We start from the raw sequence: 13525 nt of genomic DNA, 5'->3' as shown, positions 1-13525 counted from the left end.
AAGTTTCCAATATGTTTAAACCTGTTAATGCTTTTAATATGTTTACTAACTTTAATAAGTTGCCATTCAGAAAAAAAAGAAAACATTAATAATGAAAGACCAAACATTCTTTTTATAATGTCTGACGACCACACCTCGCAAGCATGGGGAATTTACGGTGGCATTCTACAAGATCATGTTCAAAATAAAAATATTAGTAGGCTAGCGAACGAAGGGATGGTTTTAAATAATACCTTTTGCACCAACTCCATTTGTGTACCAAGTAGAGCCAGTATTTTAACGGGGCAATTCAGTAATAAAAATGGCGTTTACACCCTTAGTGACACTTTACATCCTGATAGTTTAAACATTGCCAAAGTATTAAATAAAAGCGGCTATCAAACAGCTATTATTGGTAAATGGCATTTAAAAAAAGAGCCTTCTGGATTTGATTATTACAACATTTTACACGACCAAGGGCGTTATTGGGATCCTATTTTAAGAACTGCTGAAAATTTCAACAAAGCACCTGGAACCTGGGATGTTCACGGAGGATTTTCAACCGATGTGATTACGCAATTATCTTTAGATTGGTTAAACCAAAGAGACAAAGACAAGCCATTTATGCTTATGACGCATTTTAAGGCAACACACGAACCTTTTGATTTCCCAGAGCGTTATAACGATTTATATCAAGATGATGAAATTCCAGAACCAGCATCTTTATTTGATTTCTCGCCTGAAACTACAGGGCGAAGTTTTGTTGGACAAAAACTTGAAAATTTAAGTTGGCGATACGAACAAGCTTCAAACGATCCTGAAAAATGGTGGTGTAAATACCCTGGCTTGCCTTTTTACACTAAAAACATGGATAGCATTACTGCTCGTAAAGCCACCTATCAAAAATTTATAAAAGATTTTATGCGTTCTGGCGCTGCTATTGATGATAATATTGGAAAAATTTTAGATTATTTGGAAGCTTCTGGTTTAGCCGAAAATACCGTTGTAATTTATACAGCAGATCAAGGCTACTTTTTAGGTGAACATGGTTTTTTTGATAAGCGCTTAATTTATGATGAATCGCTTCGCATGCCATTTGTAATTAGATATCCTAAAGAAATTGCAGCAGGAAAACGTTTAAACGATATTATTTTAAACATCGATTTTCCTGCATTGTTTGCTGATTATGCTGGTATTGAAAAACCAGACTCATTTCAAGGTGAGAGTTTTCGTAAAAATCTTAAAGGCGAAACTCCTGAAAATTGGAGAACTTCTGCTTATTATAGATATTGGACAAATCATCCTATTAGACCTGGACATTTTGGAATTAGAAATAAGCGATACAAACTTGCCTTTTTTTATGGACAATCTTTAGACATGACAGGCTCTTCAAAAGAAAGCACAACCCCAGCTTGGGAATTTTACGATTTAGAAAAAGACCCAAACGAGAATTACAATGCTTACAATGACTCTAACTATTCGGAAATTATTAAAGACATGAAAGTTGAATTAAAAAAACAACGGCAAACTTATGATGATACCGATGAGCAATACGTGAAACTTCAAGATATTTTTAAAACGCATTGGAATTGAAAAGTTTTAGATAGACAAAACTAAAAATGAAAGAACCATTAAAACTAAAGTTACTACATTTACTAGGGCAGAGTTTTAAGACTACTCAAAAAGCTAAATTAGCAGTCTTTGAATATATAGAAGTCTGGTATAATAGAAAACGATTACACTCTTCTTTGAGATATAAAACTCCTACAATAAATAGAATTAGAGTTTTATCAAAAAAAATGTAGTATAGGTCTTAGAAAATTTGTCCGACTTCTTGTTGCAAGTTCATTGTTGTGACACATAAGTTTTAGAAACAATCTAAAAGCAATTGAAAAGGATTAAAATCTGCTTAAATTTTATTTCAATCTGTATTTGAGTCCTTAATTTTTATCGCTTATTTGAAAATCATTTTTAATTTCATACTTTGCATGTCTACATATTTAATAGAAACTAATGACAGAGATTACTAGACTTTTTGATTTTCCATATTATCAACTTGAAACTTATAATTTAGAAAAAGCATTTACCACAAAATACAATGGAAAGTGGAAATCAATTTCAAGTCAGGAATATGTTAATCAAATTAATACAATTAGTAGAGGTCTATTAAAATTAGGTGTGCAACCCAATGATAAAATTGCAGTTATTTCATCAACCAACAGAACCGAGTGGAATATATTAGATATTGGCATTTTACAAACTGGCGCTCAAAATGTACCCATTTATCCAACTATTTCTGCCGAGGATTACGAGTATATTTTAAATCATTCCGAAGCCACTTACTGCTTTGTATCGGATGCAGAAATCATAAAAAAATTAAACACCATAAAAAGCAATACTAATCTTAAAAATGTATATACTTTCGATAACATTTCTGGAGAAAACAATTGGAATGAAGTTTTTAAATTAGGAGAAGATAACACCAATCAAAACGACGTTGAATCTAGAAAGAAAGCTGTTAAACCTAACGATTTAGCAACCTTAATTTATACTTCTGGAACTACTGGACAGCCTAAAGGTGTTATGCTATCGCATAACAACTTAGTTTCAAATGTTTTAGATAGCGAAAAACGAGTACCTTTTCATTATGGTAAATCTAAATCTTTAAGTTTTCTTCCTGTTTGTCATGTATTTGAACGTATGATTTTGTATTTATACCAATACTGTGGTGTAGAAATTTATTTTGCAGAATCTATTGAAACTATTAGCGATAATCTTAAAGAGATTAAACCAAATGTAATGACTGCTGTTCCTCGATTATATGAAAAAGTATATGACAAAATTATAGCAAAAGGAAGTGATTTAACAGGATTAAAAAAGAGATTGTTTTTTTGGGCAGTTGACCTAGGTTTAAAATATGAGCCATACGGAAAAAATGGCTGGTGGTACGAAAAGCAACTTAAACTAGCACGAAAACTTATTTTTAGCAAATGGAAAGCAGGCCTTGGTGGTAATTTAGATTTAATGGTATCTGGTAGCGCAGCTCTTCAACCCAGGTTAACGCGCGTATTTGCAGCTGCTGAAATGCCAATTATGGAAGGTTATGGGCTCACAGAAACATCGCCAGTAATATCGGTAAACGATCAACGTAATGGCGGGTTTAGAATTGGTACTGTTGGTAAAGTGATTGATAATGTTGAAGTAAAAATTGCTGAAGATGGAGAAATTCTTGTAAAAGGACCAAACGTAATGATAGGCTATTATAAAGATCCCGAAAAAACAGCTGAAGTAATGACTGGCGATTATTTTCATACGGGAGATATTGGTGAAATTTGTAGCGAAGGATTCTTGAAAATTACCGACCGAAAAAAGGAAATGTTTAAAACTTCTGGCGGAAAGTACGTAGCACCAGCCTTAATTGAAAACCGATTTAAACAATCTCGATTTATTGAACAAATAATGGTTATTGGCGAAGGCGAAAAAATGCCCGCTGCATTAATTCAGTTAAATTTTGAATTTGTTGAAGAATGGGCTAAACGACATAACATCTCTTTTAATTCTAAAGAAGATATTATTACAAATCAAGCTTTGCACGATAGAATTCAAGAAGAAATAGACGAAGCAAACACCAACTTTGGTAAATGGGAGCAAATAAAAAAGTTTGAAATCACACCAGATATTTGGACTATTGACTCTGGACATTTAACACCAACCATGAAAATGAAACGAAAGGTTATTAAGGAGATTTATAAAGATCTTATTGAAAAAATTTACAGATCATAATTTATCAAAACCTTATTGCATTCAATTATTACCACAAAGCCCACTGGTTTTAACTCCTAATGTGGTATATTCATTATGTATCGTTTTTAATAACGAATATTCATCAAAAGAATCTTGTCCTAACTCCCATATCATGATGCCACCAATACCTCTATCATAGGCTAAATTAACTTTATATTTAATAGTTAGTATCCCATTATAAAAAGTAGTTCCTACTTGATCTAAAGCAGCATTATTAATATCATCTCTAACCATTTGGTTATAAGTAACTGAATGAGCTGTTGTAGAGTTAACAAAATTATAACCATAAAAAGGAACGCCAAGGGTTAGCCTTTCAGCAGGTATTCCAACGGTATTATTCCAAAAGCTAATGCCTACTTTTGAAAAATTTAATGAGCTATGTTGACCTGGGAATGACGGCAGCCACGGCCCTGTAGCATCATAAGACATAATATTTATAACATCAAAAACCTCTAACGCAGCATCGGTAACATTACTATATCGCGCTTGAGGAAAGGCAGCAGTTATCAATTTACCTTGTGTTTTAAGTCCAGCACCTAATTCTATTACAAAATCGCTATAACCAGAAGTCACATGATTCCATTCTAAATCTACATCAACACCATCTAAATTATTATTAATCACATAATTTATAATGTTTGCAATAAACGCTGGTCTGTTTGCTGAAATATCAATTAAATTAGACCAATTTGTAGCTTGTTCATTAGTTAAAGCGCCACCAGCCAAAGAAATACAAATAATTATTTTTGGATTTGCTTTTTTTGCGTCAGATACTATCTCTGTAACACTTTCCATAATAATATTCCCATGACTATCTGGATTTGCAAACGCCAAATTCAAATGGGTAAGTTTGCAGTATTCTATTTTATCACTTAAAGCAAATTGGTAATAAGGTAAATAGCCTACTATCATTGCTGCTTTATCATTTATTTGCGTATCATTATCTTTAGGCAAATCATCTTTACTACACGAAACCATTAACACAAATGATATGAAAAAAAGTAATATTATATTTTTCATTCAATTTTTTACTCAATTTTTTACTCAATATATCCAAACCAAAGATAAAATATTATTTTATCAAATAATTTCTTAAAAATTCAAATAATAACCAATGTAGTACATCTTATAATGATAATTTAATATTTTTTTTATACTTTTATTGATAACTAACTAATTAAAATTATTTAAGATGAAAACAAAAAATTTCTTAGTTGCTGGCATTGTTGGCGGCATTGTTGATTTCCTTTTAGGATGGCTATTTTATGGTATCATATTTAAAAACACCTTTCCTCAACCCGAAGAAAGCTCAAACACTATGTTATTCATATTTCTTGGTTGCATAACATTTGGACTATTTGTATCTTATATTTATACCCAATGGGCTCAAATTTCAACTGCTGCAACTGGTGCTAAAGCTGGTGCTATTATTGGGTTATTTGTTGGTCTGTTTTACAATTTCTTTAATATGGCTATGGATTCAGAAGCAGTTTTAAATTTAGCTGCTCTAGACGTAGTGATTTCTGTTGTTATGACCGCTATAATTGGTGCTGTAATAGGATTGGTTAATGGCAAAATGGGATAATCTTATTCCAAATATTAATAATAAAACTCACACCTCTTTTATAGAGGTGTTTTTTTATAATCTTTTTTTATTAAATTTATTATGCATGCATAATAAATTTTTATATATTTGAACCAACAACCTCTCACAAATGAAAGATAAAACTATTGATTACGTATTAAGAACCACATGGCTATCAGTACAAAAAATGTATAACGAAGAAGCTGCTAAATTTGAAAGTACAATGGCTACTGGATTTGCTTTATTAAATATAGATCCAGAAAAAGGTACACCATCAACTGCTTTAGGACCTAAAATGGGAATGGAAGCTACAAGTTTATCAAGAATATTAAAAAATATGGAAGTAAGTGGTTTAATTGAAAGAAAATCAAATCCTAATGATGGACGAAGTGTACTTATTCATTTAACCGAATTTGGCAGAGAAAAAAGAGCCTATTCAAGAGAAAAAGTACTCACTTTTAATGATACTATTAAAGATAATGTTTGTCCAGAAAAACTGAACAGTTTTTATGAAGTTGCCGAATTAATTAATGATATGGTAACTAACAAAAAAATATATAATCAAAACAACGATAAGTAGTTTAAATAAGATGAGCAAACGTAGAATTAAAAAAATAGCCATTATAGGCTCAGGAATTATGGGAAGCGGCATTGCTTGCCATTTTGCTAATATTGGTGTTGATGTCTTGTTACTTGACATTGTACCGAGAGAGCTTAATGATAAAGAAAAAGCTAAAAGTTTAACCTTAGAAGATAAAGTTGTTAGAAACAGATTAGTAAATGATGCGCTTACAGCATCCATAAAATCTAAGCCTGCACCACTATACCACAATTCTTTTGCAAATCGTATCACTACAGGAAATCTTGAAGATGATATTGCAAAAGTTAAGGATGTCGATTGGATTATGGAAGTTGTCGTTGAAAGACTAGACATTAAAAAACAAGTTTTTGAAAAACTAGAAAAACACAGAAAACCAGGAACTTTGATTACAAGTAATACGTCTGGTATTCCAATTAAGTTTATGAGTGAAGGTCGTAGTGAAGATTTCCAGAAGTATTTCTGCGGAACACACTTTTTCAATCCTGCTCGATACTTAAAATTATTTGAAATCATTCCAGGACCAAAAACCGATGCTTCAGTTTTAGAATTCTTGAATGGTTATGGAGAACAATTCTTAGGAAAAACCTCAGTAGTTGCTAAAGACACTCCTGCATTTATAGGGAATCGTATTGGAATTTTCAGTATTCAAAGTTTATTCTACGCAGTTAAAGATTTAGATTTAACTGTTGAAGAAGTTGATAAATTATCAGGTCCTGTAATAGGTCGTCCAAAATCGGCTACTTTCAGAACCGTTGATGTAGTTGGTTTAGACACTTTAGTTCACGTTGCAAATGGCATTTACGACAACTGCCCTAATGATGAACGTTTAGAGCTTTTTAAATTGCCAGATTTCATCAACACTATGATGAAAAATAAATGGTTAGGAAGCAAAACAGGTCAAGGGTTTTACAAGAAAACGGTTTCAGCTGATGGTCAAAAAGAAATTTTAACACTTGACTTAAACACCTTAGAATATCGTTCTGCTAAACGTGCTAAATTTGCCACTTTAGAATTAACCAAAACGGTTGATAAAGTTATAGACCGATTCAAAATACTAGTGAATGGAAAAGATAAAGCTGGTGAATTCTACAAAAAGAGTTTCGCTGCATTATTTGCTTATGTTTCAAATAGAATTCCAGAAATCACAGACGACTTATATAAAATTGATAATGCCATGAAAGCTGGATTTGGTTGGGAACATGGTCCTTTCCAAATATGGGATGCTATAGGTGTTGAAGCTGGAATAGAAATTATGAAAGCAGAAGGCTTAGAACCTAATGCTTGGGTAAACGAGATGCTAGCTTCAGGAAGTTCTTCTTTCTACACTGTGAAAGATGGAGCTACATACGCTTATGATATTCCGAAGAAAACACAAGAAAAAATTCCAGGACAGGACAGCTTCATTATTCTAGACAATATCAGAAAATCTAATGAAGTCTTTAAAAACTCAGGTGTGGTTATTGAAGATTTAGGGGACGGCATTCTTAATGTAGAATTCCAATCTAAAATGAATACTATTGGTGGCGACGTCCTTGCAGGATTAAACAAAGCCATTGATATTGCCGAAAAAGATTTTGCAGGTTTAGTAGTAGGTAACCAAGGTGCAAACTTCTCTGTTGGTGCAAATATAGGCATGATTTTTATGATGGCTGCCGAACAGGAATATGATGAACTTAATGGTGCTATCAAATATTTCCAAGACACCATGATGCGTATGCGTTATTCATCTATCCCAACAATTTCTGCTCCTCATGGCATGTCTTTAGGTGGTGCTTGCGAATTATCAATGCACGCAGATAAAGTGGTTGCAGCTGCAGAAACTTATATGGGACTTGTAGAGTTTGGAGTTGGTGTTATTCCTGGAGGAGGAGGTTCAAAAGAAATGACTTTAAGAGCTTCCGATACGTTTAGAAAAGGGGATGTGCAGTTAAACACGCTTCAAAAATACTTCTTAACTATAGGTATGGCAAAAGTATCGACTTCAGCTTATGAAGCTTATGATTTAGGTGTCCTCCAAAAAGGAAAAGACATCATGGTTATTAATAAAGATCGTCAAATAGCAGTTGCAAAGCAACATGCAAAATTAATGGCAGATATGGGTTATACACAACCTATCCATAGAAAAGATGTTTTAGTTCTTGGTAAACAAGCTTTAGGTATGTTCTTGGTAGGAACTGATGCAATGGAAGATAGCAACTACATTTCTGAACACGATATGAAAATTGCCAACAAACTAGCTTACGTTATGGCCGGTGGAGATTTATCTGAACCCACTCTAGTTAGCGAACAATACTTATTGGATTTAGAACGTGAAGCTTTCCTAAGTTTATGTACTGAGCGTAAAACTTTAGAACGTATTCAACACATGCTAACCAAGGGTAAACCATTAAGAAACTAAGAAAATGAAAACAGCATATATAGTAAAAGCATACAGAACCGCAGTTGGTAAAGCACCAAAAGGTGTATTTCGTTTTAAAAGAACTGACGAGTTAGCTGCTGAAACCATTCAGCACATGATGAAAGAGCTTCCTGATTTAGACAAAAAACGTATTGACGATGTTATTGTTGGTAACGCCATGCCAGAAGGTTCACAAGGATTAAATATGGCTCGATTTATTTCATTAATTGGATTAGATAGTGTTGATGTTCCTGGTGTAACCGTGAATCGTTTTTGTGCTTCAGGAATAGAAACTATCGGAATTGCAACAGCAAAAATTCAAGCTGGAATGGCAGATTGTATTATTGCGGGTGGAGCAGAAAGCATGAGTGCTGTACCAATGACAGGCTTTAAACCAGAATTAAATTACGATACTGTAAAAGCTGGACATGAAGATTATTATTGGGGCATGGGAAATACTGCAGAAGCAGTTGCAAAACAGTTTAAAGTATCTCGTGAAGACCAAGATGAATTTGCTTATAATTCACACATGAAAGCATTAAGAGCATTAGCCGAGAATCGTTTTCAAGATCAAATTGTACCAATCAAAGTAGAACAAACATACATTGATGCTAACGGAAAGAAAGCAAAAAAATCATACACAGTTACTAAAGACGAAGGTCCACGTGCAGGAACAAGTAAAGAAGCTTTAGCAAAACTAAGAGCTGTATTTGCTGCTGGAGGAAGTGTAACAGCTGGTAACTCGTCGCAAATGAGTGATGGCGCTGCTTTTGTTATAATTATGAGTGAAGAGATGGTAAAAGAATTAAATCTTGAACCAATAGCGCGTTTAGTAAATTATGCAGCTGCTGGTGTTGAGCCTCGTATTATGGGAATTGGCCCTGTAAAAGCGATTCCGAAAGCATTAAAACAAGCTGGTTTAAAACAAGATGATTTATCGTTAATAGAATTAAACGAAGCCTTTGCATCTCAATCTTTAGCTGTAATCAGAGAATTAAACTTAAATCCAGATATCATAAATGTAAATGGTGGAGCAATTGCATTGGGTCATCCATTAGGTTGTACGGGAGCAAAACTCTCAGTACAATTATTTGATGAAATGCGTAAGCAAAATATGCAAGGTAAATATGGTGCAGTAACCATGTGTGTTGGTACAGGTCAAGGTGCTTGTGGGATTTTTGAATTTCTTAATTAAAAAACATATTCTGTCCGGTCAAGCACAGTCGGGACCTTATTATCGGAATAGTTACAAAATGGTTCTCGACTGCGCTCGAACAGACAAATTAAAAATAAAGAACATTTTAGATTATAAAATTAATGGAAACTAAAGACAAAGAATTATTAAGAGGTGGTCAATTTCTAGTAAAGGAAACGAACTGCGAAGACGTTTTTACTCCTGAAGATTTTTCAGAAGAACAACAAATGATGAAAGAATCTGTAATGGAGTTTAATGATCGTGAGATCATTCCTCATAAAGCGAGATTTGAAGCGAAAGATTATGCGCTAACCGAAGATGTTATGCGTAAAGCTGGCGAAATGGGCTTTTTAAGTGTTTCTGTTCCTGAAGCCTATGGTGGAATGGGAATGGGATTTGTTTCAACGTGTTTAACATGTGATTATATTTCTAGTGGAACAGGTTCTTTCAGTACAGCTTTTGGTGCACATACAGGAATTGGCACTATGCCAATTACATTATACGGTACCGAAGAACAAAAACAAAAATATGTGCCAAAATTGGCTACAGGCGAATGGTTTGGAGCGTATTGTTTAACAGAACCAGGAGCTGGATCTGATGCAAATTCAGGAAAAACAACTGCAGAATTATCTGCAGATGGAAAATCATATAAAATCAACGGACAAAAAATGTGGATTTCAAATGCAGGTTTCTGTAGTTTGATGATTGTTTTTGCACGTATAGAAGACGATAAAAATATTACTGGATTTATTGTTGAGTATGATAGTGATAATCCTAACGGAATTACCTTAGGTGAAGAAGAACACAAATTAGGTATTCGCGCAAGTTCTACACGTCAAGTATTTTTTAATGATACAATTGTTCCTGTTGAAAATATGCTAGCTGGTCGTGGCGAAGGTTTCAAAATTGCCATGAACGCACTAAATGTTGGACGTATTAAATTAGCTGCTGCATGTTTAGATTCACAACGTCGCATCTTAACGTATGCTGTTAATTATGCTAACGAGCGTAAACAATTTAAAACACCAATTTCCGAATTTGGAGCGATTAAAGTCAAATTAGCTGAAATGGCTGCAAGTGCTTATGCTGGTGAATCAGCTACCTATAGAGCAGCAAAAAATATCGAAGACCGTATCGCTTTACGTGAAGCAGCTGGTAATACTCATCAAGAAGCAGAATTAAAAGGTGTTGAAGAATATGCCATTGAATGTTCTATTTTAAAAGTAGCAGTTTCTGAAGATGTTCAAAACTGTGCAGATGAAGGTATTCAAATTTTTGGAGGTATGGGATTCTCTGAAGAGACACCAATGGAATCGGCTTGGAGAGATGCTCGTATTGCACGTATTTATGAAGGAACTAACGAAATTAACAGAATGTTATCGGTTGGGATGTTAGTTAAGAAAGCCATGAAAGGTCATGTTGATTTATTAGGTCCTGCACAAAAAGTTCAAGAAGAATTAATGGGCATTCCTTCGTTCGAAACACCAGACTATTCTGAGTTGTTCTCTGAAGAAAAAGAAATGATTAAGAAGTTGAAAAAGACCTTCTTAATGGTTGCTGGTGGTGCGGTTCAAAAATACGGCCCTCAATTAGAAGATCATCAACAGTTATTAATTGCTGCTGCAGATATACTAATTGAAATCTATATGGCAGAATCTGCAATTTTAAGAACTGAAAAAAATGCAAAACGTTTTGGAGAAGAAGCACAATCTGCTCAGATAGCCATGGCAAAATTATACTTATATCATGCTGTAGATATTGTTGAAGAAAAAGGAAAAGAAAGTATTATCTCTTTTGCTGAAGGTGATGAGCAACGTATGCTATTAATGGGGTTGAAACGTTTTACAAAATATGTTAATTATCCTGACATTGTAGATTTACGCAAAGAAGTAGCTGAAAAAGTAAAAGCTGAAAATAAATATTGTTTTTAGGAAACTAAAAATTTTTCGTGACTAACTCAAATGTGAAAGACGTTTCAGGATTAATTTCTTGAAGCGTTTTTTATTTTACTATCTTTAAAACATCAACTTTACTAAACTTAAAAATGTGTCTCAGTTATATATATCGTAAACGTCTTAATAATATATAAACCACTTTATATTTAAAATTATGAAAGCACGTATTGTAATTATGTTAATGACTATTGTTTCATTTTTAAGCTTACCTTGTAAAGCACAAACAGCAAAAACACTCGAACCAAAATTAGAAAATATAGCTTGAATTTCTGGCAATTGGAAAAGTGAAGCTTTTGGTGGCAAAACCGAAGAAAATTGGAGCGAACCTTCTGGCGGTTCAATAATGGCGACTTTCAAATTAATTAATAAAGGAAAAGTTATTTTTTATGAAATTGAAATTATAAGAGAAATTGAAAACACACTGATGCTTCAACTAAAACATTTTAATCACGATTTAAAAGGGAGGGAAACCAAAGACGAAACAGTAGATTTTCCTTTAAAACAAATCACACCAAATAAAGTTATCTTTGAAGGTGTAACTTTTGAAAAAATTAATGATAATGAAATGAATATTTATATAGATATGCATCAAAAAAATGGTTCTACTGAAACTGTAAAATTTAATTATACTAAAGACTAAAAATGAAAACTCTAATCCCTTTAGGCTTTTGCCTTATAACTTTTATTTCTTATTCTCAAACCAATCAAAAAATCTATGATATCATTGAGTCTGTTTCTGCAAAACGCATTCAGAAAGACATTCAAACTTTAGTAGATTTTGGCACAAGAAACACTTTTAGCGATACCATTTCTGAAACTCGAGGTATTGGTGCAGCAAGGCGTTGGATAAAATCTGAATTTGAAATTATTTCAAAAAACTGTAATAACTGCTTAAATGTGTTCTATCAAAAAGATTTTGTTACAAAAGAAGGCAATCGCAGAGTGCCACATGACACTTGGGTGGTTAATGTTGTTGCTATTCAAAAAGGTACAAAATACCCTAATCGCTATATTATTATGAGTGGAGATATTGATTCTCGAGCAAGCGATACTATGGACTTTACAACCGATGCGCCTGGAGCAAACGACAATGCCTCAGGAATGGCAGGCACTATTGAAGCTGCTAGAGTTTTGTCGAAATATTCATTTGAAAATAGTATTGTTTATGTCGGACTTTCTGGTGAAGAACAAGGACTTTTTGGTGGTGCAGGATTAGCAAAATATGCACAAGATAAAGGTTGGGACATCATTGGTGTTTTAAACAACGATATGATTGGGAATATTAAAGGTGTTGATGGCATAATTGATAATCAAACCTTTAGAATTTTTTCAGAACCTGTTCCTGCTAATGAATCTGAAAAAGAACGCAATGCACGTCGCTTTTATGGCGGCGAAGTTGACGGTGTTTCTCGTCAGTTAGCACGATATATTCATAAAACTGTAAAAACATATATGCCAGAAATGAACCCCATGATGGTTTACAGATTGGATCGTTTTGGTCGTGGCGGACATCACAGACCTTTTAACGATTTAGGTTTTGCAGGCATAAGAATTATGGAAGCTCATGAAAATTACACGCAACAACACCAAGATATACGTGAAGAAAACGGTATAAAATATGGCGATGTTATTGAGCATGTTAATTTTGATTATGCAAAAAAATTAACTGCAGTAAACGCCATAAATATGGCAAGTTTAGCTGCTGCTCCACCGCAACCTAAAAACATAGCTATTGGAGGTATTGTGCAACCATCGGTTAAATTTAAGTGGGATAAAGTTGATGGTGCTATCGGTTATAAAATTTATTGGAGAGATACCACATCCCCTACTTGGGATAACAGCAGATATGTTGATGATGTTTCAGAATTTACTTTAGATGGTATTGTTATTGATAATTATTTTTTTGGTATCGCATCCGTTGGAGAAAACGGGTTTGAAAGTGTGGTTGTTTTTCCAAATAAAATATTTAGAGATTAATTAACACATACTTAATCATCTTTTTAATTAA

10 protein-coding genes and 1 pseudogene are annotated in these 13525 nt (G+C 33.5%); 10 read left to right on the top strand and 1 reads right to left on the bottom strand.

Annotated elements, in window-relative coordinates; all coding sequences use genetic code 11:
- The first annotated feature begins 27 nt into the window (after positions 1–27).
- The 3 genes and pseudogenes from RG22_RS13005 (at position 28) to RG22_RS12995 (ending at position 3762) form a co-directional block, all read left to right on the top strand.
- A complete protein-coding gene (locus RG22_RS13005; RefSeq protein ID WP_052143848.1) occupies positions 28–1572 on the top strand; it encodes a sulfatase family protein in 1545 nt (514 codons plus the stop codon).
- Between the two features lie 38 nt (positions 1573–1610).
- A pseudogene (locus tag RG22_RS13000) lies at positions 1611–1784 on the top strand (IS3 family transposase); the annotation flags it as partial.
- Positions 1785–1992: 208 nt separating this feature from the next.
- A complete protein-coding gene (locus RG22_RS12995) occupies positions 1993–3762 on the top strand; it encodes an AMP-dependent synthetase/ligase (RefSeq protein WP_034043976.1) in 1770 nt (589 codons plus the stop codon).
- Between the two features lie 21 nt (positions 3763–3783).
- Here RG22_RS12995 and RG22_RS12990 read toward each other — a convergent pair whose 3' ends face one another.
- Positions 3784–4803, bottom strand: a complete 1020-nt coding sequence (locus RG22_RS12990) for a glycosyl hydrolase family 18 protein (RefSeq protein WP_034043973.1) — start codon at positions 4801–4803, stop codon at positions 3784–3786.
- A gap of 172 nt (positions 4804–4975) precedes the next feature.
- On the opposite strand from RG22_RS12990, the gene RG22_RS12985 reads away from it, so the two are divergent.
- The 7 genes from RG22_RS12985 to RG22_RS12950 all read left to right on the top strand — a co-directional run bounded on the left by RG22_RS12985 (position 4976) and on the right by RG22_RS12950 (position 13494).
- A complete protein-coding gene (locus RG22_RS12985) occupies positions 4976–5368 on the top strand; it encodes a DUF1761 family protein (RefSeq protein ID WP_034043970.1) in 393 nt (130 codons plus the stop codon).
- A gap of 130 nt (positions 5369–5498) precedes the next feature.
- Positions 5499–5948, top strand: a complete 450-nt coding sequence (locus RG22_RS12980) for a MarR family winged helix-turn-helix transcriptional regulator (protein ID WP_034043968.1) — start codon at positions 5499–5501, stop codon at positions 5946–5948.
- A gap of 10 nt (positions 5949–5958) precedes the next feature.
- On the top strand, positions 5959–8367 hold the full coding sequence (locus RG22_RS12975) for a 3-hydroxyacyl-CoA dehydrogenase/enoyl-CoA hydratase family protein (RefSeq protein ID WP_034043967.1): 2409 nt from the start codon (positions 5959–5961) through the stop codon (positions 8365–8367).
- A gap of 4 nt (positions 8368–8371) precedes the next feature.
- Entirely contained in the window at positions 8372–9562 is a 1191-nt protein-coding gene (locus tag RG22_RS12970; protein WP_034043966.1) for an acetyl-CoA C-acyltransferase, read from the top strand.
- A gap of 122 nt (positions 9563–9684) precedes the next feature.
- The gene (locus tag RG22_RS12965; protein WP_034043964.1) at positions 9685–11493 is read left to right on the top strand and encodes an acyl-CoA dehydrogenase family protein; all 1809 of its coding nucleotides are present in this window, start codon (positions 9685–9687) and stop codon (positions 11491–11493) included.
- A gap of 289 nt (positions 11494–11782) precedes the next feature.
- A complete protein-coding gene (locus RG22_RS17900) occupies positions 11783–12157 on the top strand; it encodes a DUF6265 family protein (protein ID WP_244462168.1) in 375 nt (124 codons plus the stop codon).
- A gap of 2 nt (positions 12158–12159) precedes the next feature.
- Positions 12160–13494, top strand: a complete 1335-nt coding sequence (locus tag RG22_RS12950; protein ID WP_034043960.1) for a M28 family peptidase — start codon at positions 12160–12162, stop codon at positions 13492–13494.
- The last annotated feature ends 31 nt before the right edge of the window (positions 13495–13525 follow it).

Origin of the sequence: Wocania ichthyoenteri Th78 (genome assembly GCF_000789235.1) — a bacterium.
Taxonomy (GTDB): Bacteria; Bacteroidota; Bacteroidia; order Flavobacteriales; family Flavobacteriaceae; genus Wocania_A; species Wocania_A ichthyoenteri.
This window is presented reverse-complemented; position numbering and strand designations above follow the sequence as displayed.